Source organism: Amycolatopsis sp. NPDC051102 (assembly GCF_040682815.1).
Lineage (GTDB): Bacteria > Actinomycetota > Actinomycetes > Mycobacteriales > Pseudonocardiaceae > Amycolatopsis.
On sequence record NZ_JBFBBT010000011.1, the window covers coordinates 75,628 to 97,171 of the forward strand.

The window sequence follows — 21,544 nt, forward strand, 5'->3', positions numbered from 1 at the left end:
AGCGGGCATGGCACTGGAAGTGGAACGCACGGGCGAGCACGCGTTCGTCGGGCGCAACGAGCGCGGCGCGGAGGTGCGGCTGGGCCGCAAGGGCGCCGAAGGGGCGTTCTCGCCCGCCGAACTGCTGCAGATCGCGGCCGCGGGCTGCAGCGCGGTGACGGCGGAGGAGCTCATCACGCGGCGGATCGGCGAAGACGCGAAGTTCCGCGTCGCCGTCACCGCGGATCGGCGTGAAGGGGCTTCGGAGCTGGACGCCGTCCACGTCGCGTTCGATGTCGACGTGTCGACTTTGACGGCGGATCAGCGGGACGCGCTGGCCGGCGCGGTGGACCGGGCCATCGAGCGGCTCTGCACGGTGAGCCGGACGCTCAAGAAGGGGATCCCGGTGACGGAGACGTTCCCGCAGGTCTAGTTCTGGGCGGATTCCCAGACGACGTAGGCCTGGTCGGCGTCGGTCGTCATGGCCTCGATGAACTTCTCGTTGTCGAAGCCCGGCAGGGCTTGCAGGCGCTCGATGAGCGCGTCCGCCGCCGGGTCGCCGCTGGGGACCGCCGTTCCCTTGCCGTCGGTGCCCACCAGCATGAAGAACACGTCTTCGTTCCACGGGCCGTCGGGGATGACCCGCACCATCACCGACGACAGGCCGGCCCACGTGACGGCCTCTTCGCTGCCGTCCGCGAGCCGCCGCCGCACTCCGGTGTCGTCGACGCTGACGGTCCGGGACTGGGCGCTGGACGAATCCTGGGTCAACCGGTGCTCCCTTGTTGCTTCGGTGTCTTCACCGTACCGGGCGCGGCTGTGCACCGCGTCACGCGGGCGCGGCTGCGTCCAGCCGGCGCAGCGCCTCCCGCACCACCTTCGGGTCCATCGTCGGCCAGAACGGCGGCAGTGACGCGCGCAGGAAGCCGCCGTAGCGGGCGTTCGCCAGCCGCGAATCCAGCACCGCCACCACCCCGCGGTCGGTGACCGACCGGTGCAGCCGGCCGGTGCCCTGCGCCAGCAGCAGTGCCGCGTGCGTGGCCGCGACGGTGAGGAACCCGTTGCCGCCGCGGGCTTCCACCGCGCGCTGCCGCGCCGAGGACACCGGGTCGTCCGGGCGCGGGAACGGGATCCGGTCGACCACCACCAGCTGCAGCGACGGCCCGGGGACGTCCACGCCCTGCCACAGGCTCAGCGTGCCGAACAGGCAGGTGCGGACGTCCTCGGAGAACTTCTGGACCAGCAGCGACGTCGCGTCGTCGCCCTGGCACAGGATCGGGAAGTCCAGCCGCTCCCGCATCTCCTCGGTGGCCTGCTTGGCCGCCCGCATCGAGGAGAACAACCCGAGCGTGCGCCCGCCCGCGGCCTCGATCAGCTCGGCCAATTCGTCCATTGTGGACGATGTCAGGCCGTCGCGGCCCGGCGGTGGCAGGTGCTTGGCCAGGTACAGGATGCCGTTGCGCCGGTGGTCGAACGGCGAACCGACGTCCAGACCGGTCCACTTCGGGCCCGAGTCGTCCGACGGCGCTTCCTTCTCCGTCGCGGCGCCGGGTGCTTGCTCCACCTTGGCCGCGCCGGGCGGGAGGCCCCACTGCCGCGCCATCGTGTCGAACGTGCCGCCCAGCGTGAGCGTCGCCGACGTGAGGATCGTCGTGTGCTGGTTGAAGACGCGCTCCCGCAGCAGGCCGGCGACGCCCAGCGGCGCCACCTTCAGCGCCGGCGGCCGCGGGTTCGCCGCGTACTTGTCGCCGGAGAGCCAGACGACGTCGCGCTGGTGCGCCTGGTCTTCGTCGAACGCCTCCAGCAGCCGGACCGCGGTGTCGTGCACCTCGTCGAGCAGCGACCGCGCCAGCTTGCGCGCGGTGGCCCCTTCGACGTCCTCCTTGCGGTCGGAGCCCAGCGCCGTGATGCACCGGTGTGCCGCGTCGCGGATCGCCGGGATCGCGCCCTTCAGCGGCCGCGGCAGCTCGTCCATCCGGCCGGCGGGCAGGTCGTCGACGATCAGCGCCAGCCCGTCACCCGCCTCCAGCAGGCCGTCGGCGACGTCGGCGTCGATGAGCTTGCCGCAGCGGCGCGCGGCGGCCGCGCACATCGCGCTGGTCAGCTCGCCGGTGGCGACCGACGTGACCCGGTCGACCAGGTCGTGGGCCTCGTCGATGATCACCACGTCGTGGTCCGGCAGCACCTGGTAGCCCTGCAGCGCGTCGATCGCCAGCAGCGCGTGGTTCGTGACGATGACGTCGGCTCGGCCGGCCTCGGCGCGGGCCTTCTCGGCGAAGCAGTCCGTGCCGATCGGACAGCGTGAAGCGCCGAGACATTCCTTCGCCGTCACGGAAACCTGACGCCACGCCTGGTCGGTGACGCCGGGCACGAGCTCGTCGCGGTCGCCGGTTTCGGTGTCCGAGGCCCACTCCCGCAGCCGCGTGACCTCCTTGCCCAGCCGGGACACCGCGAACGGGTCGAACAGCTGCGCGTCCTCCGGCTCGTCCGGCGCGCCGGAATCCAGCCGGTGCAGGCACATGTAGTTGCGGCGGCCCTTGAGGATCGCGAAGGTCGGTTCGCGGCCCAGCGGCTTCTTCAGCGCCTTCGCCAGCCGCGGGAGGTCACGGTCGACGAGCTGGCGCTGCAGCGCGATCGTGGCCGTGGAGACCACGACGGTGGCCTCCTTTTCGACGGCGTGGCGGATCGCGGGCACGAGGTAGGCCAGTGACTTGCCGGTGCCGGTGCCGGCCTGCACGGCCAGGTGCTCACCGGTGCGGATGGCGCGGCCGACGGCGTCGGCCATCTGGACCTGCCCCGGGCGCTCGGCACCGCCGACGGACTCCACCGCGTGGGTGAGGAGTTCGAGGACGCCGGGGAAATCGGTTCGGGCGGGCACAGCGACACACATTAGCCGCCACCACCGACAGAGATCGGCGCTCCGTCGCGAACGGGCCACTCGCGTCGCGGCGGAGCGGCTGGGAGCGGAGACGACCGGGCGTGGCGAACGTGGCCGGATTCGGCGGGAAGGGCTCGGTGAACGTGCCGGGGGCGACGGTGGATGGGCGCGGCGGCATGGGAGCGACGGGTTGGGGCTGCGGCGGGATGAGGCGCAGCGACCGTGGCTGGGCGAGGGCGCAGGGGGCTCGGTGCGACGGAGGCTCGGCGGGCTGGGCTCCATCGCGAACAGGCCACTCGCGTCGCGCGGCGGCTGCGGCCGGACGCCCGGAAGGGGGCTTGCCCGCGAACCTCGCGGGCAAGCCCCCTCCGGGCGATCAGCGGGCAGCTGCGCCCGGCGCTCAGTCCTCGCTGCGGCCGGAGACCAGCTTCCAGGTCAGCGGCAGCAGCCCGGCGGCCACTACGATCTTGATCGCGTCCCCGATCAGGAACGGCGTCACGCCCTTGGCGAACGCCGTGGACAGGTCGAAGCCGGTCGACGCCATCAGCCACGGCACGCCGAACGCGTAGATCACCACGTTGCCGAGCACCATGGTGCCCGCGGTGCGCACCGGTGTCCGGTCGCCGCCGCGGCCGGCGAGCGCGCCGACCAGGGCGCCGGCGAAGACGAACCCGACGATGTAACCGGCGCTCGCGCCGGACAGGCCCGCGGTGCCGTGCTGGAACCACGGCACGCCCACCGCACCGACCAGCAGGTACACCAGCATCGACGCGGCACCGCGCGACATGCCGAGCGACGCGCCGACCAGCAGCGCGGCGAACGTCTGGCCGGTCATCGGCACCGGGCTGCCCGGCACCGGGATCGTCAGCTGCGCGGCGGCGCCGGTGAGCACGGCACCGCCGGCGACCAGCGCGATGTCCCGCACGAGCGAACCGGGCACGAGGTCGGCCAGCACGGGCCGCTTGCCGGCGAAGGACAGCGAAGACACGAAACCTCCCAGGGTGAACAGGCGACGACCGAGGTTAACGCTCGTTACCGTCCCGCGGACCCGCCGAGTTGCGTTCCTCACCGGCCACTCGTCCGGGTGGACCCGATCAGGGCCGGCGCCGGACCGGCCGATGACGAAAGGGCAGAACTGCGAATCGTCACGGAACCGAGGAGGCCGCTGCATGCGAAACGCCAGGAAGAGGACATTCCGGTTGCTGGCTGTGACGACACTGGCCGTTCCGGTCCTGGGCGCCGCGGCCCCCGTGACGTCCACCGGATGGGCGGCTTCCGGTTCGGTGGACGTGACGATCGACAACGAGCACGTCGTCACCGGTGACCTGGCGAAATGCACCGCCGACGGGCCGTACCGGGGCTTCACGCAGGGCGGTGCGACGGGCGACATCGCGGTGTTCGGCAGCGGCGACAGCGGGTGCGGGCGGTCGGAGGACTCGTCGATCGCGATGGCGTCCGGCCGCCGCTTCCGGGCGACCGTGCTCCAGCGCTACGGCGGTCCGGTGCTCACCGTGCGCACGTACTCCGTGAAGTGCTCGACGACGGCGACCGGCAGCCTCGGCGAGGTGACGGTCGGCGCCGTCGAGGGCGTCACCGTGCCGGAACAGATCCCGCCGAACCACCGGATCGTCATCCCCGGCGGCGCCGCGGGCACCGCCCTGGCCACGGTGACCCTCAACGAGACCGTGACGCCCCAGCCGCCGGACGGCAGCCTGGTGACGCACGCGGTGCACATCAAGCTGTTCCCGCAGGGCGGCCCGGCGAGCGGGGACATCTACCTGGGCACGGCCGCCTGCGACCCCTTCGGGAAGAAGCAGCAGGGCACTTTCTCGTGAAATTGCCCCTCAGGCGGTTGTGAAGCGGGAGGTGGCGGCGACGAACTCGCCCGCCCTCGCGGCCAGGTCCGGCAGGCTGCCGCCGGAGGAGAGCGCGTCGCCCAGCAACGGCGTCGCGGCGGCGACCGCGATCGCGCCCGCGCGCAGGTAGCCCTCGACGTCGGCCAGGTGGACGCCGCCGGTCGGCACGAGCGGGACGTCGGGCATCGGCGCCCGCACCGCGCGCAGGTACGCGATCCCGCCGACGGCCGCGACCGGGAACACCTTGACCGCGGCCGCGCCGAGCCGCCAGGCCTGGTCGATCTCCGTCGGCGTCAGCGCGCCGCAGATCACCGGGGTGTCCAGGGCCGCGGCGCGCTCGAGGACCGCCGGGTTGACCGTCGGCGTGATCAGGTACGCGGCACCCGCGTCGACCGCGACGTCCACATCGGACGGTTCGCGGACGCTGCCCGCGCCGACCAGCGCGTCCTCGCCGAGCGCCAGGCGCAGCGCGGTGATGGCCGCGGGGGCGCCCGGCGTCGTCAGCGTCGCTTCGAGCAGGCGGACGCCCGCCGCGTGCAGCACCATCGCCGCGTCGGCGAACCGCGACGCGTCGGACGCGCGCAGGATCGCGACCAGCCGGTGTTCGGCCAGCGCGGCCTGGACGTCCTTCACGCGGCCGGGCCGACGACGGCGGTGCCGGTGTACGCGACACCTGCCTCGTCGAAGTCCTTCAGCGTCGCCTCCACGGTCGGCTGCGAGCCGCCGACGGTCAGGTCCAGCAGCACCCGCACGCCGAAGCCGGCCTTCGCCGCGTCGAGCGCCGTCGCGCGCACGCAGAAGTCCGTCGCGATGCCGACGACGTCGACGTCGGTCACGTCGTGCTCGCGCAGCCAGGCTTCCAGGGACTTCCCGTCGCGGGCCGCGCCCTCGAAGCCGGAGTACGCGGCGCTGTACTCGCCCTTGGAGAACACCTCGCCGATCGGGACGACGTCGAGCGCGGCGTGGAACGACGCGCCCGCCGTGCCGGCGACGCAGTGCACCGGCCAGCTGTCCTTGAAGTCCGGCGTCTCGCTGAAGTGGGCACCGGGGTCGATGTGGTTGTCGCGGGTGGCTACGACGTAGCTGTACCCGCCTTCGACGGCCTGCTTGGAGATGCCGGCGGCCGCCGCGGCCCCGCCCGGCAGGCCGAGCGAACCCCCTTCGCAGAAGTCGTTCTGCACGTCCACCACGATCAGCGCGGTACCCATCGGTCGAACTCCCTCTCAGAGAAACAGCGTCGGGATCGCAGGCTCGCCGTGCGAAAGCTTGAGGCCCTCCCACGGCAGGCTGACCAGGCCGCGGCGCAGCCGCTGCCTCGCGTCGTCGAGCGTAGGCAGATCCGGCTCCGGGCGGCCAGCGCGCAACAGCGGGATCTGCAGCGGCCGGTCGTTCGCGTCCGGCTCCGGCGCGCTCGACCCGGACGCCCAGACGACCTCCTCGACCGCCGTGCCGGTGCCGCGGTGGCGCCGCAGCGCCGACTTGCGGCCGCCGCGGGACTCCTTGTGCGCGCTGCGCTTGGCGACCGGCTTGCCGTCCACCTCGACCAGCTTGTAGACCATGCCGGCGGTCGGCGCGCCGGACCCGGTGACCACCGACGTGCCCACGCCGTAGGCGTCCACCGGCTCCGCGCGCAGCGCCGCGATGGCGTGCTCGTCGAGGTCGCCGGAGACCACGATCCGGGTGTCCTTCGCACCGAGGGAATCCAGCTGCTCGCGGGCGCGGCGGGCCAGCGGGCCGACGTCGCCGGAGTCGATCCGGATCGCGCCGAGCTCGGGCCCGGCGACGCGGACGGCGGTCTCGATGCCGGCGGTGATGTCGTAGGTGTCGACCAGCAGCGTCGTGTCCGCGCCCATCTTGTCCACCTGGGCGCGGAAGGCCGCTTCCTCGCTGTCGTGCAGCAGCATGAAGGCGTGCGCGACGGTGCCGCGGGTAGGGATGCCGTAGCGGCGCCCGGCTTCCAGGTTGGACGTCGTCGCGAAGCCGGCCAGGTAGGCGGCGCGCGCGGCCGCGACCGCGGCGTACTCGTGCGTGCGGCGGCCGCCCATCTCGATGATCGGGCGGCCGTGCGCGGCGCCGGACATCCGGGCCGCCGCCGACGCGATCGCGCTGTCGTGGTTCAGGATCGACAGCACCAGCGTCTCCAGCAGCACGCACTCGGCGAACGAGCCGGTGACGGTGAGGATCGGCGAGCCGGGGAAGTACAGCTCGCCCTCGGGGTAGCCGTCGATGTCACCGGAGAACTCGTAGTCCGCCAGCCAGGCCAGCGTCGCGTCGTCCACGACGGCGGTGGCCTCCAGCTGGGCGAGCTCCGCGTCGGTGAAGCGGAAGTCCGCGATCGCGTCGAGCACCCGGGCGGTGCCCGCGACGACGCCGTAGCGGCGGCCGTCCGGCAGGCGCCTGGCGAAAACTTCGAACACGCAGGGCCGCGCGTGCGTCCCGTCGGCGAGCGCGCTGCCCAGCATGGTCAGCTCGTAGTGGTCGGTGAGCAGCGCAGTGCTGGCCGTGGCCGGTTCCGGTGAGCCCATGGGGTAAGCCTATTCACCCACATGGCCCGACCTGGCGCGGCGTACCCGGTGACCCCCGTGACACCATGGGGTGCATGTCCACGCCTGTCGCATCCGAACAGACGCAGGTCGAACCGGCCGGTGCCGAAGTCGCCGAGTCGGACACACCGTGGCGGACCGTGGTGTGGAACGACCCGGTCAACCTGATGTCGTACGTGACGTACGTCTTCCAGAAGCTGTTCGGCTACAGCCGTGACCACGCCACCAAGCTGATGCTGGACGTGCACCACAAGGGCAAGGCGATCGTGTCGTCCGGCAGCAAGGAAAAGGTGGAAACGGACGTGGCGAAACTCCACGCGGCGGGCCTCTGGGCCACCATGGAGCAGCCCTCGTGAACGGTTGGCGGCGCAAGGGCGCGGTGATCCACGCGGGGTTCGAGCAGCAGGAAGCGGCCGTTCTGCGCGGCCTGGTCAGCCAGCTCGAGGACATGCTCACCGCGCGCGCCGAAGAGGCCCCGCAGGACGAGCTCGCCGAGCTCACCGGCATCCGGACCGGGCCGACCGAGTCCCCGGACGACCCGGTGCTCTCGCGGCTGCTCCCGGACTTCCACAAGCTCGACCCGGACAACCCGTCGCGGGAGGACATCGACTCCTCCGCGGCGATGCGGTCGCTGCACGAGCCGGAGCTGCTCGACATCAAGGTCGGCGTGGCGAAGATCGTGCTCGACACGCTGCCCCGCGACGGCGGCCACGTCCGGCTGACCGAGGAGCAGGCCGACGCCTGGCTGGGCGCGCTCAATGACGTCCGGCTGGCGCTGGGCACCGCGCTCGACGTCACCGAGGACATGCCCGACGAGCTGCCCGAGGACGACCCGCGGGCGCCGCACCTGGGCGTCTACCACTGGCTGACCTGGGTGCAGGAGACGCTGATCCAGGCGCTGACGGGATGATCACCGACGTCCCTGGTGTCCTGGTCGGGCACCACGAGCGGGTCAGCGGCGGCTGGGCGACCGGGACGACGGTCGTCCTGGTGCCCGAGGGTGCGGTCGGCGCGGTCGACCAGCGCGGCGGCGCACCCGGCACGCGGGAGACGAACCTGCTGGAACCGGAGAACCTCGTGCAGCGGGTCAACGCCGTGTGCCTCTCGGGCGGATCGGCGTACGGCCTGGCCGCGGCCGACGGCGTGATGCGGTGGCTGGCGGAGCGGAACCTGGGCTTCCCGGTCGGGACGCAGCCGCACGAGGTCGTGCCGATCGTGCCCGCGGCGGTGCTGTTCGACCTGCCGCGCAGCGAGTGGGGCAACCGGCCCGACGCGTCCTTCGGCTACGCGGCCTGCGAAGCGGCTTCGGGCTCCTTCGTGCAGGGAACGGTCGGCGCGGGCGCGGGGGCGGCCGTGGGGTCGTTGAAGGGCGGGATCGGCTCGGCGAGCGAAGCCGTCGGCGAGTTCACGGTCGGGGCGCTGGCGGCGGTCAACGCGGCCGGCGAGGCCGTGGACCTGACGACGGGCCGGGCGTACGCGGCCGACCACGGCGACTTCGGCGTGACGTGGCCTTCGCGGCCCGCTGACCTGCCTTCTCGCCGGACGGACCTCAACACGACCATCGGCGTGGTCGCGGTCGACGCGGCGCTGTCGAAGGCCGAAGCGCGGCGGATCGCGGTCGCGGCGCAGGACGGGCTGGCGCGCGCGGTGCGCCCGGCGCACACGATGTTCGACGGCGACACGGTGTTCGCGCTGGCCACGGGCGCGCGCGAGCTGCCGGACGCGAGCGGCCCGTTCGGCGCGGCCGCGCGGCCGGCGGCACTGGACGCGCTGTGCTCCGCGGCCGCGCGGGTGTTCGCGCGGGCGATGGTGCACGGCCTGCTCGCGGCGACCACGGCCGGCGGGGTGCCCGCCTACCGGGACGTCTGGCCGGAGGCGTTCGCGTAACGCCGGTGTCCCCCGCGGGGATCATCCCGAGGTGCAGCTCGACGAAAAGTGGGTCGTCCGGATCCACGACGACAACGTGAACAGCTCTGCCGGGGTGGCGCTCGTGCTGGCGGAGCTGCTCGGCCTGCCGGCCGAAGAGTCCTGGACCGCCGCGGAGCGGATCCACACCACCGGCTCGGCCACGCTCGACCCCCTCCTGGCCGGCCCGGCGGAGGACTTCGTCGCCGCCCTGCAGGTCCGCGGCCTGTACGCGACCCTCGAGCCGGCGTCGTGACGGACTTCGCGCACGTCACCGCGTGGTCCGGGTGCGTCCGGCTCGCGTTCGCGCCCAACACCGCGTCGGCGCTGCACAAGACCCTCACCGACGCCGCGGCCCGGCTGGCCGTCGGCGGGCGGAAGGGCGTCGCCGACACCATGCTGTTCCCCGACGCCTACCGGCGCGGCAAGCCGAGCGCGGCCTTCCGGGACCGGCACGGCGCCGCGATGCGCGCCGAGGTGGTGGCCGCGTTCGCCCGCGTGCTCGCGGGGTGGTCCGGCGGGGCCGAGCTGGAGCTCGACCTGACGGGCGCCCGTGACCTGCGGCTCGCGCTCGTCCACGCCCAGTCGGCGTACCTGCGGAAGCCGCGCTGGGAGGTGCAGCTCGACGAGCTGTTCTCGACGCGCTGGGGTGCCGAACGGACGGTGGCCTGGCTCCAGGAGCTGGAAGGGCACGTCGCCACGGCGGCGCTCGCCCGGGCCGACGTGCCGGTGTTCCTGGAGCTCTGAGGCGCCTCAGCCGCCCGGGTAGGGGTCCTCGGGCAGGGCGTCGCCGCCGATCTCCAGGTTGGCCGCGCGGACCGCCGGGACGTACTCCTCGTCGATCTCCAGCTCGAGCCCGGACACGGTGAGCACGGGCCCGAGCGACGGGTGGATGCGCACCGGGCCGAGTTCGGTGGCGCGGGGCAGGCGCTCCCAGATCTGCTTGGGCCGGTGCCGGCGCCACCGGCTGCACGCCAGCAGCGTCACGTGCCGGTCGGTGACCATGACCAGGAACTCGACGTGCGCGACCATCCGGTCGATCGACAGCGACATCCCCGGGATCAGGTACTGGATCCGCTCGTCGGTACCGAGGTACATCCGGCACCGGTCCCGTACTTTCGACGACAACGGCACCCCGCCAGTATCCCGAGAACCGCTGGTGAGCGGTATGTCTCATCATCTGGACGCGCTTTGTCCACCACCTAAGATGTCGGTGTGCTCCGGATCCGCCGTGAACTCGTCGACGAGATCGTCGCCCACGCCCGCCGTGACCACCCCGACGAGGCGTGCGGGGTGATCGCCGGGCCCGAAGGCTCGGATTCCCCCGAGCGGTTCATCCCGATGCTGAACGCGGCCCGCTCGCCGACGTTCTACGAGTTCGACTCCGGCGACCTGCTGAAGCTCTACCGCGAGATGGCCGCCAACGACGAGGTGCCGGTGGTCATCTACCACTCGCACACCGCGACCGAGGCGTACCCGTCGCGGACCGACGCGAACATCGCGGCCGAGCCGGACGCGCACTACGTGCTCGTGTCCACCCGCGACCCCGAAGTGCACGAGTTCCGGTCGTACCGGATCGTGGACGCCGAGATCACCGAGGAGCCGGTCGAGATCGTCGGCTGAGCCCACGGAATAAACCGCCGCGCCACCGGCGTCTGCGTGTAAGAACCCACCGGAGGTAAGAACCCATGGCCGTGACCGTCTCCATCCCGACGATCCTGCGCACCCACACCGGCGGCGAGAAGTCCGTCGAGGCGAAGGGCGCGACCGTCCTCGAGGTCATCGACGACGTCGAGGCCCGGCACGCCGGCATCAAGGCGCGCCTGGTCAAGGAGGAGAAGCTGCACCGCTTCATCAACGTCTACGTCAACGACGAGGACGTGCGCTTCGCCGGCGGGCTCGAGGCCGAGGTCAAGGACGGCGACACCCTGACCATCCTCCCCGCCGTGGCCGGTGGCTGATCGATGGCTCGCTTCGAGTCCCTGCTCGACGCGCTCGGCGGCACCCCGCTGGTCGGGCTGCCCCGGCTCTCCCCGACGCACGACGTGCGCCTGTGGGCGAAGCTGGAGGACCGCAACCCGACCGGCTCGATCAAGGACCGGCCCGCGCTGGCCATGATCGAAGCCGCCGAGCGTGAAGGCAAGCTGCGGCGCGGCTCCACGATCCTGGAGCCGACGTCGGGCAACACCGGCATCTCGCTGGCCATGGCCGCCAAGCTCAAGGGCTACGGGCTGGTCTGCGTGATGCCGGAGAACACCTCCACCGAGCGCAAGCAGCTGCTGCAGGCGTACGGCGCGCGGATCGTCTTCTCCCCGGCCGCGGGCGGCTCGAACGAGGCCGTCCGGCGGGCGAAGGAACTGGCCGCGGCGAACCCGGACTGGGTGATGCTCTACCAGTACGGCAACCCGGCCAACGCCGACGCGCACTACCGCGGCACCGGCCCGGAGCTGCTCAAGGACCTGCCGACGCTGACGCACTTCGTCGGCGGCCTCGGCACGACCGGGACCCTGGTGGGGGTCGGGCGGTACCTGCACGAGGCGAAGCCGGACGTCCAGATCATCGCGGCCGAGCCGCGCTACGGCGAGCTGGTGTACGGCCTGCGCAACCTCGACGAGGGGTTCGTCCCGGAGCTGTACGACCCTTCGGTGCTCAACGGGCGGTTCTCCGTGGGCGCTTACGACGCTTTGCGACGCACCCGCGAGCTGCTGGAGCACGAAGGCATCTTCGCGGGCATCTCGACGGGCGCGGTGCTGCACGCGGCGCTGGCGGTGGCCGAGAAGGCCGCGGCCCGGGGCGAGCGGGCGGACGTCGCGTTCGTCGTCGCGGACGCCGGGTGGAAGTACCTGTCGACCGGGGCTTACGCGGGGTCGCTGGACGAAGCCGCCGAACGGCTCGACGGGCAGCTCTGGGCCTGACCTAGTCGGGCTTCCAGAGTTCCGGCAGGGCGAGGTCGACACCGTCGGCCGCCGCCGGCCGCTCGAAGGTGGCCATGGTCGTCCCCAGGGCGTCGAACGGCTTCGGCAGCAGCGCGCCGACGGTCTCCCGCCAGTACTGCTCCCGCCACGAAGTTCGCCGACGCGTGGACCAGCACGTTCCCCGCCGTGTGCGCGATGTGGAACGAATAGCACCGCCCGGTCTTGAAGGCCTTCGCCTTGGCCGGCAGCCGGACCGGTTCGGTGATCTCCCGGCACCCGGTCGCCGGCGGTGTGCGCGGCCTCGACCGGTGTCACCGTGAAGGCGCCGAATTCGACGGGCTTGCCCGGCACCAGCTCCTCGAACGGCCCGGCGGCCAGGCCGTAGCCCTCCTGGACCTGCCGGGTCGACGGCGAGCCGGCCAGCGTGGCGCCGGTCAGCCCGGCGACGACCGGTGCGTCGAGCACGTGGTCGACGTGCGAATGCGCGACCAGCACGGCGGCCGGCTCCGTGACCCCGAGGCGCCGCAAGGCGTCGTCGATCCGGGCGCGGTCCGGCGCCATGCGCGCCATCGCCGGCTTCAGCAGGGACGGCCGCGAGAAGAAGCCGTCGACCAGGACGGCCGAGGTCCCGTCGGTGACCAGGACGTTCGACACCCCGGCGAAAGCCGTGCGCAGTTCGGGCATGCTGACCACCATGAAGGTCATCGGGCTGCTGGGCGGGATGAGCTGGGAATCCTCGATCGAGTACTACCGGCTCGTCAACGAACGGGTGAAGGCCGTGCTCGGCGGCTTCCACTCCGCGCACACGGTGCTCTACTCCGTCGACTTCGCCGCCATCGAAGCCATGCAGGCCGAGGGCCGCTGGGACGACGCCGGTGCCGAGCTCAACCGCGCCGCCAAGGCCCTGGAGGCGGCCGGCGCGGACTTCGTCGTGCTCTGCACCAACACCATGCACAAGGTCGCCGACCGGCTCGAAGCCGGCCTGGGCATCCCGCTGCTGCACCTCGGCGACGCCACCGCCGCGGCCATCAAGGCCGCCGGGATCCGCCGCGTCGGGCTGCTCGGCACCGGCTTCACCATGGGGCAGCCCTTCTACCGCGACCGGCTGGCCGCGCACGGCCTCGACGTGCTCGTACCCGGCGAAGCCGACCGCGACCTCGTGCACCGGGTCATCTACGACGAGCTGGTGCTCGGCGTCGTCGAACCCGGGTCGCGCGAGGCCTACCGCGGCGTGATCGCGCGGCTCGTCGACGCGGGCGCCGAGGGTGTCATCTACGGCTGCACCGAGATCGAGCTGCTCGTCGGGCCCGGGGACAGCCCGGTGCCGACGTTCCCGACCACCAGCCTGCACGCCGGCGCGGCGGTGGACTACGCGCTGGGCACCGCCTCCTTGCCCTTGCCGCCGACGTGAGCCTCGTGCTGCGCGACGACCTTCCCCCACAGCCGTTCGCGCTCCTCGGCGGTGAACTGCGCCGGCACGATGCCGAACACGTCCGCAGCCGCCGTCCACCAGTCCGCCGATGACCCGAGCAGCTCCTTCACGCCGTGGCGGTTCAGCGTCCGCGCCCGCAGGGTGTCGACGCCGGTCGCGTCCCGCCGCTGCAGCACGCAGACCCGTACGAACCCGGACTCCGGCGAGGTCGACAGCCACGCGTGCTTTTCGGCGAAGTCGGCCATCCGCGCGGGACCGGGCGCGAAGTCGAAGCCCGCGAAGCTGCCCGACGGGTCGTGGTCGAACCGCCAGCCGCCCGGCGCCACCTCCGATGGCCGCAGCCGGTATGTGTGCGGGCCTTGCACGTAGGTGCCTTCCCGGAGGGGGAGCGGCTCGTGGATGCCGTCACCCAGCCCGACGTCCACCACCCAGCTCGCCGACGGGTCTTCGGGCAGGCCGGTGACGGTCAGCGCGAGGTGGTTGCGGTCGACGTTCGGCGCGTCCGCCGCGCCGCCCTGCACCCCGCCGAGGTGCCGCGTGACCTGGTAGCCGAGTTCGTGCAGCAGAGCCGAAAAAGCGCCGTTGAGGTGGTAGCAGTACCCGCCGCGGCCGCGCAGGATCCGCGCCAGCGACGCCGATGGCTCGAGCGGCGTCGGCCGCCCGAGCTGGATCTCCAGCGGCTCGTACGGCACGCGCTCCACGTGGGCCGCGTGCAGGCGCCGCAGCGCGGCCAGGCTCGGCGGTTCCGCGCCGAGGCCGAGCCGCTGCAGGTATCCGGTGACGTCGAAGTTCCCCATGCCCGGCACGCTAGCGGCCACCACCGACAAAACCGCCGGATCAGGGATTTCACCCGAGGTGGACGGCCCGGGACCCGTCGTAGCCTCGAAGACGTGAACACACTGAACCCCGCCCCGGAAGCCGGCGCCGCCACCGACGCCGCCAAGCGCGTGCTGCCGCCGAAACCGATGGCGGCCGCGATCGTCGCGCTGTCGTTCACCCTGCTGCTCTACCTGGTCGAGCTGGTGGACGTGATCCTGCCCGGCGACCTGGACCAGGGCGGCATCCACTCCCGCGCGCTGTCCGGCCTCGACGGCGTGCTGTTCGCGCCGGTGCTGCACGCCGGCTGGTCGCACCTGTTCGCGAACACCGTCCCCGTGCTCGTGCTGTCCTTCCTCGCGATGGCTGCCGGGTTCGGCCGGTTCGCGCTGGTCACGGCCATCATCTGGGTGGTCTCCGGGCTCGGCGTGTGGCTGATCGGGCCGTCGGACGGCGTCACCGTCGGCGCGTCCGGGCTGGCCTTCGGCTGGCTCGCCTACCTGCTGGTCCGCGGCCTCTTCAACCGCGCGGCGGGGCAGATCCTGGTCGCCGTCGTGCTGCTCGGCGTGTGGAGCGGCATGCTGGCCGGGCTGCTGCCGGGCAACCCCGGCGTCTCCTGGCAGGGACACCTCTTCGGCGCGCTGGCCGGCGTCCTCGCGGCCTGGCTGACCACCCGCCGGTCCGGCAAGGCCGTCCCGGCGCCTGCAGGTAACCTCGAAGGGTGACACCTTCGCCCGCTGATGCCCCGATCGGCGTGTTCGATTCCGGCGTCGGCGGGCTGACGGTCGCCCGCGCGATCCTCGAGCAGCTCCCCGCCGAGCAGCTCCGCTACGTCGGTGACACGGCGCACAACCCGTACGGCCCGCTCCCGATCGCCACCGCCCGCAGCTACGCGCTCGCGGCGCTCGACGAGCTGGTGGAAAGCGGCGTGAAGGCACTGGTGATCGCCTGCAACACGGCGTCCGCGGCCTGCTTGCGCGACGCGCGCGAGCGCTACGACGTCCCGGTGATCGAGGTCGTCCTGCCCGCCGCGCGCCGCGCCGTCGTCGCGACCCACACCGGCCGCGTCGGCGTGATCGGCACCGAAGGCACCGTGCGGTCGCGAGCCTACGAAGACGCCTTCGCCGCGGCGCCCGGCATCACCCTGACCAGCGTCGCCTGCCCGCGGTTCGTGGACTTCGTCGAGCGGGGCATCACGACCGGGCGGCAGGTGCTCGGGCTCGCGCAGGGCTACCTGCAGCCGCTGCTCGACGCCGAGGTGGACACGCTCGTGCTCGGCTGCACCCACTACCCGCTCCTGCAGGGTGTGCTGCAGATCGTGATGGGCCAGGAGGTCACCCTGGTGAGCAGCGCGGAGGAGACCGCCAAGGATCTCGTCCGCGTGCTCACCGAGCGGGACCTGCTGGCCACGCGGGAGACCGCGCCGCGGCACGAGTTCCTCGCCACCGGCTCGGCGGAGCCGTTCACCCGGCTCGCGCAGCGCTTCATGGGCTTCGCCCCGGGTGTCCTCGCTCCCACCTCCGCGTGAACCGCCGTGCGGACGCTTAGGGTGTCGTCGTGCGACTGACCATCCTCGGGTGCTCCGGCAGCATCCCCGGGCCGAACGCCGCCGCGTCCGGTTACCTGATCGAGGCGGAGGGCTTCCTGCTCGGCCTCGAACTCGGCAACGGCACGCTCGCGCAGCTGCAGGCCGTGGCCGACCCGTTCGACCTCGACGCCCTCGTCCTCACCCACCTGCACCCGGACCACTGCGCCGACGTCAGCGCGCTCACCGTCTTGCGGCGCTACCACCCGGCGCCGCCGTACCCGGCGCGGCCGCGGCTGCTGCCGCTGTACGCCCCGCCGGACGCCCCGGTGCGGCTGGCGAACGCGTACGCGCCCAACGAGGAGGAGCGGGCCACGACGGACCTCTCCGACGTCTACGCCTTCCACCCGCTGCGGTCCGAGCCGTTCCGCATCGGGCCGTTCGAGGTGGTCGCGGTCGAGGTCCACCACCCGACGCCGGCGTACGGCCTCCGGATTTCCTACGGCGGCCGGATCCTGGCGTTCACCGGCGACACCGGGCCCTGCGCGGCGCTGAACGAGCTCGCCGACGGTGTCGACCTGCTGCTCGCGGAAGCGTCCTGGACGGACTCGGCGGAGCGGCCGGCCGGGGTGCACCTGTCGGGCAAGCAGGCGGGCGAGCTGGCGCGCGACGCCGGTGTCGGCCGGCTGCTGCTGACGCACATCGCGCCGTGGACCGACGCCGGCGCGGTCCTGGCCGAGGCGTCGGCCGGGTTCCCGGGGGCCGAGGTCGTCAAGCAGGGTGCCGTCTACGACGTCTGAGCGCCGGTCATAGAGTGCACTGGTGGCTCGTAAAGATGGCAGGACCGACGACCAGCTCCGCGACATCAAGATCACCCGGGGGTTCCAGCAGTGGCCGGCCGGGTCGGTGCTGATCGAATTCGGCAACACGCGGGTGCTGTGCGCGGCGAGCGTGACCGAAGGGGTGCCGCGCTGGCGCGCCGGTTCCGGCCTCGGCTGGGTGACGGCCGAGTACGCGATGCTGCCGTCGGCGACCAACACCCGCGGCGACCGCGAGTCGGTGAAGGGCCGCATCGGCGGCCGCACGCACGAGATCTCCCGCCTGATCGGCCGGTCCCTGCGGGCGTGCATCGACCTGGCGGCCCTGGGCGAGAACACGATCGTCATCGACTGCGACGTGATCCAGGCCGACGGCGGCACCCGCACGGCGGCGGTGACGGGCGGTTACGTGGCTCTGGCGGACGCGATCACGTGGCTGGGCGCGGCGAACCGCCTCAACGACCCGCAGCCGCTGTCGTCCTCGGTGGCGGCGGTGAGCGTCGGCGTGGTCGACGGCCGGGTCAGGCTGGACCTGCCGTACGAGGAGGACTCCCGCGCGGAGGTCGACATGAACGTGGTGGCCACGGACGCGGGCACGCTGATCGAGGTCCAGGGCACGGGCGAGGGCGCGACCTTCGCCCGGTCCACTTTGGACACGATGCTGGACATGGCACTGGCGGGCTGCGCGGAACTGACCCGCCTGCAGAACGAGGCGCTGGCGCTGCCGTACCCGGGCGAGCTGCCGGAGCCGCGCCCGGACAAGAAGAAGGGCGCGAAGTGACGAAGCTGCTCCTGGCCACGCGCAACGCGAAGAAGCTCGGCGAGCTGCGGCGGATCGTTGCTGCTGAAGGTCTTTCCGGCATTGAGGTCGTCGGTCTTGCGGATGTGCCTTCGTTCCCCGAGGCGCCCGAGACGGCGCCGGACTTCGAGGGCAACGCCGTGGCGAAGGCTCGTGATGCTGTTGCTGCGACCGGGTTGGCGGCGATTGCCGATGACTCGGGGCTGGCTGTCGATGCGTTGAACGGGATGCCCGGGGTGCTTTCGGCGCGGTGGTCCGGACGTCACGGGGATGACGAAGCGAACCTGGATCTCGTGCTGGGCCAGCTGTCTGACGTGCCGGATGAGCGGCGGGGGGCGCAGTTCGTTTGTGCTGCTGCCTTGGTGCTGCCGTCCGGGGAGGAGACGGTGGTTCGCGGCGAGTGGCGGGGGACGCTGGTTCGCGAGCGGCGTGGGGTCAACGGGTTCGGGTACGACCCGATCTTCCAGCCCGATGGGGAGAGCCGGACGTCGGCGGAGATGGAGCCGGCGGAGAAGGATGCCGCTTCGCACCGGGGGCTGGCTTTGCGGGCGCTGCTGCCGGCTTTGCGGGATCTGGCTTAGCTCTGCTCCCACGGGTCGGCGACCTCCATCGTGGAGGTCGCCGACCCGGGGGAAGCAGCTCTGGGCGTCAGGAGGCCAGGCCGAGGTCCCGGATCAGCTTGGCCACGTGGCCGGTCGCCCGGACGTTGTACCAGGCGTTGGCGATCTTGCCCTCCGGGTCCACCACGAACGTCGAGCGGATCACGCCCAGGTACGTCTTGCCGTAGTTCTTCTTCTCGCCGTACGCGCCCCATGCTTCGATCACGGACTTCTCCGGGTCGCCCAGCAGGGGGAACGTCAGCTCTTCGGTGTCCGCGAACTTCGCCAGCTTTGCCTGCGTGTCCGGCGAGATGCCGACGACCTGGTAGCCCGCGCCGTTCAGCTCGGCGAGGTTGTCGCGGAAGTCGCAAGCCTGCTTCGTGCAGCCCGGGGTGCTCGCCGCCGGGTAGAAGTACACGACCACGGACCGGCCGCGGAAGTCGCTCAGCGAGACCTCCTTGCCCGTGCTGTCGGGCAGGGTGAAGTCCGGGGCTTCGTCACCGGGGGAAAGGCGCTCGGTCATGCCCCGAGCCTAACGGCGGACCGTCAGGCCGGGCCACAATAGGTGACCGCCGTGGGTTCCGTCGCGCTCGGGCGGAGCTGGAGGCGCAGCTGCGTCTGGTCCTGCGGCACCGCGAACGCCAGCGTGAGGTGCACCGAACGGCCCGGCAGGACGTCCTTGCCCGCGTCGGTGATGCCGGTGAAGCCCTGCGTCGTGTCCACGACCTGCTTGACCGGGGTGCCCGCCGCGGTGGCGGTCACCGTGAGCCCCGACAGCTTGTACGTCGTCGAACCGCCGTTGGTCAGCTCGACGTCGAAGGCCGCGCCGCGCGGGCTCTGCGGGTACGCCGACGGGCTGGGCCGGAACGACGTCGGCGCGCCGACCGAGATCGTGAGGCCGCTGGGGAACCGGTGGTCGGCGCCGAACTTGAGGTCGTTGCCCGCCTGCGAGGCCGATGCGCCGGCGCCTGCCGGGGAGCCGCCCGCGCCGAGGGCCGCGGTGCCGTCGTGCGTCGAAGGGACCCCGCACGCCACCGCCAGGCCGAGCAGTCCTGAGGTGAACATGATCTTGCACGTGCGCGCGAGCGCCATCGCGGGTACTCCAGTCGGCGGGTCGGGGTGCCGTTCGGCAACGGGGATGCCGGGCGAACCCGCTCCACTCTGGCCGTGATCGCGTGTGGTTACGAGGCGCGACCGGGGGTTGTCGCGCACCTGGTGCCGCCCCGTGGCCAATCCGTGACCGGAACGGCACGGCTCGTGACAATCTTTGCCCACATGCCACTTAAACCGCGAGCGCGAACAACAGGATGAAGATCGCGACGCCGGCCACCCACGCGGCCATCAGCCAGCCGAAATCCCGGACCGGGTCGACCGCGCGGCTCTCTTCGCCGGGCACGTAGACGCCGCGCTCCTCGAACCAGTCCGCCCAGCGGGCGAACCAGTGCAACGGGTTGCGCGACGACATGCTGCACCTCCGGAAACCGGTTCCGCCGGTTACAGTACGGGTTCGGCCGGGTGTCCCGGAAGGCACCGGCGGCCGTCCACACCCGACACCCCACGGTCGGGTGAACCTCGGTGACTCCCCTGTAGAAGATCAGACGAGGCCGTGACGCCGCAGCACCGACACCGCTCGGACAGTCGCGTAACCGCGCCACTCGAGCGCCGCGGCGGGTGAGTAACTCGCGAAGTCGACCCGCCAGCCGCCGTCGTCCTGCTGCCGGTCCGCGAGCCGCCGCAGTTCGGCGTCGATGACGTCGCCGTCGAACAACGCGCGGGCCGGACGGTCCGGCAGCGGCGCGAAGTCCAGGGCCCGCAGGGTTTCGCCGTCCGAGCCGCCGTCCACCGGGGCCAGACCGTCGGCCGGGACGAACGCGGCCAGGTGCTCCAGCAGCGCCGGCGCCTCCGCGTGGAGTTCGTGCGCGGCGTCGGCGAACTGCACCGCGAAGGACAACGCGATCGCGTGCGGTGCCGAGGAAAGCTCCCGGATCGCGCGGAAGCAGTACTGCGTCGCCGCGGCCAGCCACGGGTGTTCGCGCACGGCCGCGTCGTGGCGGGCGACGCGCAGGGCCGTGCCGGCGGCGAAGGCGGTGCTCTGCAGGGTGGCCACGGCCGGATCGGCCTGGACCCAGAAGGGCGCGCAGCCGGCCGGGTCGGCCACCGGCAGGGCGAACGGCAGGCCACCGTCCGGTCGGGACGCCGTCGCCAGCCAGTCGCAGAGCTTCGCCGCGTGCGGCGTCGTGTCCGGGGCGATCTCCTCGAACACCTCGAAGGCGTGCAGGGCCCCGCCGGGCTGGCTTTCCGGGGCCCGCAGGTCGGGTTCGAGGCCCCAGCCGTAGCCGCCGTCGGGATTGCGGTAGCCGTCGACCGCGGCGAGCACGGCGTCGGCGTTCGCCGCGCCGGCGAGCAGTTCGAAGCGGCGGCGGTCGAGGAGGCGGGCGTGCGTCGCCATGAAGGACGCTGCCGCGGACAGGTTCACGGACATGCGGTCAGCGTCGCACCCGTGCCCCCGGCCGTCTTGAACGGATCGGACCCTCAGGGCAGCTGCGGCCCGGCGGTGGCGGCTTCGCGCAGCCGCACCGCGTCCTGGCCGGGCGGCGCGCCGAACAGGCGGCGGTACTCCCGGTTGAACTGCGACGGGCTGTCGTAGCCGACGAGGTGCCCGACGCCGGCGACGTCGCCCGCGTCGGCCAGCAGCAGCGAACGGGCCTCCTGCAGGCGGATGCGCTTCTGGAACTGCAGCGGGCTCATCGCGGTCGTCGCCCGGAAGTGGCGGTGGAACGCCGACGCGCTCAGCCCGCTCAGCCGGGCGAGCTCCTCGATCCGCACCGGTTCGGCGTAGTTGCGCCGGATCCACCGGATCGCGCGGCCGACGTGGGCGGCCCCGCTGTCGGTCAGGCCGAGCCGGCGGACCAGGCCGCCGTGCGGGCCGGTCAGCAGCCGCCAGAGGATCTCCCGCTCGATCAGCGGCGCGAGGACGGGCACGTCGGACGGGTGGTCGAGCAGCCGCAGCAACCGCAGCACCGCGTCGAGCAGCTCCGGGCCGGCGTCGCCGATGGCGATGGGGGACGCCGGTGGCGTGCGCGTCGGCGCTTCGAACAGCAGCGGTGCGATCGCCGCGGGGCGCAGCGCGAGGCCGATGCCCAGCGCGGGCGTCCGCGGGGTGGCGCCGTCGAAGTGGCCGGTCACCGGCAGGTCGGTGCCGACCAGCAGGTACTGCCCGGCGCGGTACTCGTGCACCTGCTCGCCGAGCAGCAGCCGCTTGCCGCCCTGGGCCATGACGACCAGCAGCGGCTCGGCGAGCGAGTGGTGCGGCTCGCTCGTGTCCACTTTGGACAACAGGAGGCCGGGCACCGGGGTGTGCAGGTCGGCCCGCGCGTGGCGGGCGATGAGGTCGCGGAGTTCTGCGAGCACGCGTCCAGGAAACCGGCATCGAGAGGATTGGGCAAGAGGTGGCCATGATCGGTCTACCGCTGAGCTGG

General features: G+C 72.6%; 29 protein-coding genes and 1 pseudogene. 16 read left to right on the plus strand and 14 right to left on the minus strand.

Going from position 1 to position 21,544, the window contains the following annotated elements; all coding sequences use genetic code 11:
* Positions 1-7: 7 nt before the first annotated feature.
* Positions 8-412: an OsmC family protein gene (locus AB0M93_RS28235; RefSeq protein WP_364278264.1), complete on the plus strand. Its 405-nt coding sequence runs from the start codon at positions 8-10 to the stop codon at positions 410-412.
* Here AB0M93_RS28235 and AB0M93_RS28240 read toward each other — a convergent pair.
* The 3 genes from AB0M93_RS28240 to AB0M93_RS28250 all read right to left on the minus strand — a co-directional run bounded on the left by AB0M93_RS28240 (position 409) and on the right by AB0M93_RS28250 (position 3,845).
* The gene (locus AB0M93_RS28240; protein WP_103348344.1) at positions 409-750 is read right to left on the minus strand and encodes a hypothetical protein; all 342 of its coding nucleotides are present in this window, start codon (positions 748-750) and stop codon (positions 409-411) included. The genes AB0M93_RS28235 and AB0M93_RS28240 overlap by 4 nt on opposite strands.
* A gap of 58 nt (positions 751-808) precedes the next feature.
* On the minus strand, positions 809-2,857 hold the full coding sequence (locus AB0M93_RS28245; RefSeq protein ID WP_364278267.1) for an ATP-dependent DNA helicase: 2,049 nt from the start codon (positions 2,855-2,857) through the stop codon (positions 809-811).
* 400 nt (positions 2,858-3,257) lie between these two features.
* On the minus strand, positions 3,258-3,845 hold the full coding sequence (locus AB0M93_RS28250; protein WP_364278270.1) for a biotin transporter BioY: 588 nt from the start codon (positions 3,843-3,845) through the stop codon (positions 3,258-3,260).
* Positions 3,846-4,056: 211 nt separating this feature from the next.
* Here AB0M93_RS28250 and AB0M93_RS28255 point away from each other — a divergent pair, with 211 nt between their 5' ends.
* Positions 4,057-4,692 (plus strand): choice-of-anchor P family protein, encoded by a 636-nt coding sequence (locus AB0M93_RS28255; protein WP_364278861.1) that lies wholly within the window; start codon positions 4,057-4,059, stop codon positions 4,690-4,692.
* A 9-nt stretch (positions 4,693-4,701) separates the two neighbouring features.
* On the opposite strand, the gene AB0M93_RS28260 is transcribed toward AB0M93_RS28255, so the two are convergent.
* The 3 genes from AB0M93_RS28260 to AB0M93_RS28270 are packed head-to-tail and all read right to left on the minus strand — an operon-like array spanning position 4,702 to position 7,238.
* Complete coding sequence (locus tag AB0M93_RS28260; RefSeq protein ID WP_364278273.1) at positions 4,702-5,346, minus strand: bifunctional 4-hydroxy-2-oxoglutarate aldolase/2-dehydro-3-deoxy-phosphogluconate aldolase; 645 nt, start codon at positions 5,344-5,346, stop codon at positions 4,702-4,704.
* Positions 5,343-5,921, minus strand: coding sequence for an isochorismatase family protein (locus AB0M93_RS28265; protein ID WP_364278275.1), 579 nt, complete (start codon positions 5,919-5,921; stop codon positions 5,343-5,345). Before AB0M93_RS28265 ends, AB0M93_RS28260 begins: the two co-directional genes overlap by 4 nt.
* A gap of 15 nt (positions 5,922-5,936) precedes the next feature.
* On the minus strand, positions 5,937-7,238 hold the full coding sequence (locus AB0M93_RS28270) for a nicotinate phosphoribosyltransferase (RefSeq protein ID WP_364278278.1): 1,302 nt from the start codon (positions 7,236-7,238) through the stop codon (positions 5,937-5,939).
* Positions 7,239-7,312: 74 nt separating this feature from the next.
* Here AB0M93_RS28270 and clpS point away from each other — a divergent pair, with 74 nt between their 5' ends.
* Genes clpS through AB0M93_RS28295 form a run of 5 tightly spaced genes read left to right on the plus strand, consistent with a single transcriptional unit; the run spans position 7,313 to position 9,908 of the window.
* Positions 7,313-7,612 carry an ATP-dependent Clp protease adapter ClpS gene (clpS, locus tag AB0M93_RS28275; protein WP_004560461.1) on the plus strand — a complete coding sequence of 100 codons (300 nt, stop codon included), beginning with the start codon at positions 7,313-7,315 and terminating at the stop codon, positions 7,610-7,612.
* Positions 7,609-8,166: a DUF2017 domain-containing protein gene (locus tag AB0M93_RS28280; protein ID WP_004560463.1), complete on the plus strand. Its 558-nt coding sequence runs from the start codon at positions 7,609-7,611 to the stop codon at positions 8,164-8,166. The genes clpS and AB0M93_RS28280 overlap by 4 nt, the downstream gene beginning before the upstream one ends.
* A complete protein-coding gene (locus tag AB0M93_RS28285) occupies positions 8,163-9,143 on the plus strand; it encodes a P1 family peptidase (protein ID WP_364278281.1) in 981 nt (326 codons plus the stop codon). The genes AB0M93_RS28280 and AB0M93_RS28285 overlap by 4 nt, the downstream gene beginning before the upstream one ends.
* A gap of 31 nt (positions 9,144-9,174) precedes the next feature.
* Positions 9,175-9,417 carry an ATP-dependent Clp protease adaptor ClpS gene (locus AB0M93_RS28290; protein ID WP_364278284.1) on the plus strand — a complete coding sequence of 81 codons (243 nt, stop codon included), beginning with the start codon at positions 9,175-9,177 and terminating at the stop codon, positions 9,415-9,417.
* Positions 9,414-9,908, plus strand: coding sequence for a hypothetical protein (locus tag AB0M93_RS28295; protein ID WP_364278287.1), 495 nt, complete (start codon positions 9,414-9,416; stop codon positions 9,906-9,908). Before AB0M93_RS28290 ends, AB0M93_RS28295 begins: the two co-directional genes overlap by 4 nt.
* A 6-nt stretch (positions 9,909-9,914) precedes the next feature.
* Here AB0M93_RS28295 and AB0M93_RS28300 read toward each other — a convergent pair whose 3' ends face one another.
* Positions 9,915-10,259, minus strand: a complete 345-nt coding sequence (locus AB0M93_RS28300; RefSeq protein WP_364278290.1) for a hypothetical protein — start codon at positions 10,257-10,259, stop codon at positions 9,915-9,917.
* A 117-nt stretch (positions 10,260-10,376) separates the two neighbouring features.
* Here AB0M93_RS28300 and AB0M93_RS28305 point away from each other — a divergent pair, with 117 nt between their 5' ends.
* The 3 genes from AB0M93_RS28305 to AB0M93_RS28315 all read left to right on the plus strand — a co-directional run bounded on the left by AB0M93_RS28305 (position 10,377) and on the right by AB0M93_RS28315 (position 12,076).
* Positions 10,377-10,784, plus strand: coding sequence for a M67 family metallopeptidase (locus AB0M93_RS28305; RefSeq protein WP_093948156.1), 408 nt, complete (start codon positions 10,377-10,379; stop codon positions 10,782-10,784).
* A gap of 65 nt (positions 10,785-10,849) precedes the next feature.
* Complete coding sequence (locus AB0M93_RS28310; protein ID WP_004559268.1) at positions 10,850-11,122, plus strand: MoaD/ThiS family protein; 273 nt, start codon at positions 10,850-10,852, stop codon at positions 11,120-11,122.
* Positions 11,123-11,125: 3 nt separating this feature from the next.
* Positions 11,126-12,076, plus strand: coding sequence for a cysteine synthase (locus AB0M93_RS28315; RefSeq protein WP_364278294.1), 951 nt, complete (start codon positions 11,126-11,128; stop codon positions 12,074-12,076).
* Between the two features lie 300 nt (positions 12,077-12,376).
* On the opposite strand, the pseudogene AB0M93_RS28320 reads toward AB0M93_RS28315, so the two are convergent.
* Positions 12,377-12,781, minus strand: a pseudogene (locus AB0M93_RS28320) (MBL fold metallo-hydrolase); the annotation flags it as partial.
* On the opposite strand from AB0M93_RS28320, the gene AB0M93_RS28325 reads away from it, so the two are divergent.
* Entirely contained in the window at positions 12,771-13,487 is a 717-nt protein-coding gene (locus tag AB0M93_RS28325; protein ID WP_364278864.1) for an aspartate/glutamate racemase family protein, read from the plus strand. The pseudogene AB0M93_RS28320 and the gene AB0M93_RS28325 overlap by 11 nt on opposite strands.
* On the opposite strand, the gene AB0M93_RS28330 is transcribed toward AB0M93_RS28325, so the two are convergent.
* Entirely contained in the window at positions 13,445-14,305 is an 861-nt protein-coding gene (locus AB0M93_RS28330) for an arylamine N-acetyltransferase (RefSeq protein WP_364278297.1), read from the minus strand. The genes AB0M93_RS28325 and AB0M93_RS28330 overlap by 43 nt on opposite strands.
* Positions 14,306-14,398: 93 nt before the next feature.
* Between AB0M93_RS28330 and AB0M93_RS28335 the strand changes: the two genes are divergently transcribed.
* Genes AB0M93_RS28335 through rdgB form a run of 5 tightly spaced genes read left to right on the plus strand, consistent with a single transcriptional unit; the run spans position 14,399 to position 18,047 of the window.
* Entirely contained in the window at positions 14,399-15,049 is a 651-nt protein-coding gene (locus AB0M93_RS28335; RefSeq protein ID WP_364278300.1) for a rhomboid family intramembrane serine protease, read from the plus strand.
* The gene (gene murI / locus AB0M93_RS28340) at positions 15,046-15,852 is read left to right on the plus strand and encodes a glutamate racemase (protein ID WP_364278302.1); all 807 of its coding nucleotides are present in this window, start codon (positions 15,046-15,048) and stop codon (positions 15,850-15,852) included. Before AB0M93_RS28335 ends, murI begins: the two co-directional genes overlap by 4 nt.
* A gap of 29 nt (positions 15,853-15,881) precedes the next feature.
* The gene (locus AB0M93_RS28345) at positions 15,882-16,649 is read left to right on the plus strand and encodes an MBL fold metallo-hydrolase (protein WP_364278305.1); all 768 of its coding nucleotides are present in this window, start codon (positions 15,882-15,884) and stop codon (positions 16,647-16,649) included.
* Positions 16,650-16,671: 22 nt separating this feature from the next.
* Entirely contained in the window at positions 16,672-17,448 is a 777-nt protein-coding gene (rph, locus tag AB0M93_RS28350) for a ribonuclease PH (RefSeq protein ID WP_103348324.1), read from the plus strand.
* Positions 17,445-18,047, plus strand: a complete 603-nt coding sequence (gene rdgB / locus AB0M93_RS28355; RefSeq protein ID WP_364278308.1) for an RdgB/HAM1 family non-canonical purine NTP pyrophosphatase — start codon at positions 17,445-17,447, stop codon at positions 18,045-18,047. Before rph ends, rdgB begins: the two co-directional genes overlap by 4 nt.
* A gap of 67 nt (positions 18,048-18,114) precedes the next feature.
* Here the strand turns inward: rdgB and bcp are convergent, their stop codons facing one another.
* The 5 genes from bcp to AB0M93_RS28380 all read right to left on the minus strand — a co-directional run bounded on the left by bcp (position 18,115) and on the right by AB0M93_RS28380 (position 21,476).
* Positions 18,115-18,588, minus strand: a complete 474-nt coding sequence (bcp, locus tag AB0M93_RS28360; RefSeq protein WP_364278311.1) for a thioredoxin-dependent thiol peroxidase — start codon at positions 18,586-18,588, stop codon at positions 18,115-18,117.
* Positions 18,589-18,611: 23 nt separating this feature from the next.
* Positions 18,612-19,157 (minus strand): hypothetical protein, encoded by a 546-nt coding sequence (locus AB0M93_RS28365; RefSeq protein WP_364278314.1) that lies wholly within the window; start codon positions 19,155-19,157, stop codon positions 18,612-18,614.
* Between the two features lie 190 nt (positions 19,158-19,347).
* Positions 19,348-19,530 (minus strand): hypothetical protein, encoded by a 183-nt coding sequence (locus AB0M93_RS28370; RefSeq protein WP_364278317.1) that lies wholly within the window; start codon positions 19,528-19,530, stop codon positions 19,348-19,350.
* A 129-nt stretch (positions 19,531-19,659) separates the two neighbouring features.
* Positions 19,660-20,547, minus strand: coding sequence for a hypothetical protein (locus AB0M93_RS28375; protein ID WP_364278320.1), 888 nt, complete (start codon positions 20,545-20,547; stop codon positions 19,660-19,662).
* Positions 20,548-20,597: 50 nt separating this feature from the next.
* A complete protein-coding gene (locus AB0M93_RS28380) occupies positions 20,598-21,476 on the minus strand; it encodes an AraC family transcriptional regulator (RefSeq protein ID WP_364278323.1) in 879 nt (292 codons plus the stop codon).
* Positions 21,477-21,544: the final 68 nt, after the last annotated feature.

Excerpts from the sequence above, each read along its gene's own strand:
- AB0M93_RS28235 (WP_364278264.1), top strand. The coding sequence starts at position 8 with ATGGCACTGGAAGTGGAACGCACGGGCGAGCACGCGTTCGTCGGGCGC.
- AB0M93_RS28265 (WP_364278275.1), bottom strand. The coding sequence starts at position 5,921 with ATGGGTACCGCGCTGATCGTGGTGGACGTGCAGAACGACTTCTGCGAA.
- AB0M93_RS28270 (WP_364278278.1), bottom strand. The coding sequence starts at position 7,238 with ATGGGCTCACCGGAACCGGCCACGGCCAGCACTGCGCTGCTCACCGAC.
- clpS (WP_004560461.1), top strand. The coding sequence starts at position 7,313 with ATGTCCACGCCTGTCGCATCCGAACAGACGCAGGTCGAACCGGCCGGT.
- AB0M93_RS28285 (WP_364278281.1), top strand. The coding sequence starts at position 8,163 with ATGATCACCGACGTCCCTGGTGTCCTGGTCGGGCACCACGAGCGGGTC.
- AB0M93_RS28300 (WP_364278290.1), bottom strand. The coding sequence starts at position 10,259 with ATGTACCTCGGTACCGACGAGCGGATCCAGTACCTGATCCCGGGGATG.
- AB0M93_RS28310 (WP_004559268.1), top strand. The coding sequence starts at position 10,850 with ATGGCCGTGACCGTCTCCATCCCGACGATCCTGCGCACCCACACCGGC.
- AB0M93_RS28315 (WP_364278294.1), top strand. The coding sequence starts at position 11,126 with ATGGCTCGCTTCGAGTCCCTGCTCGACGCGCTCGGCGGCACCCCGCTG.
- AB0M93_RS28325 (WP_364278864.1), top strand. The coding sequence starts at position 12,771 with ATGAAGGTCATCGGGCTGCTGGGCGGGATGAGCTGGGAATCCTCGATC.
- AB0M93_RS28330 (WP_364278297.1), bottom strand. The coding sequence starts at position 14,305 with ATGGGGAACTTCGACGTCACCGGATACCTGCAGCGGCTCGGCCTCGGC.
- bcp (WP_364278311.1), bottom strand. The coding sequence starts at position 18,588 with ATGACCGAGCGCCTTTCCCCCGGTGACGAAGCCCCGGACTTCACCCTG.
- AB0M93_RS28365 (WP_364278314.1), bottom strand. The coding sequence starts at position 19,157 with ATGGCGCTCGCGCGCACGTGCAAGATCATGTTCACCTCAGGACTGCTC.
- AB0M93_RS28370 (WP_364278317.1), bottom strand. The coding sequence starts at position 19,530 with ATGTCGTCGCGCAACCCGTTGCACTGGTTCGCCCGCTGGGCGGACTGG.
- AB0M93_RS28375 (WP_364278320.1), bottom strand. The coding sequence starts at position 20,547 with ATGTCCGTGAACCTGTCCGCGGCAGCGTCCTTCATGGCGACGCACGCC.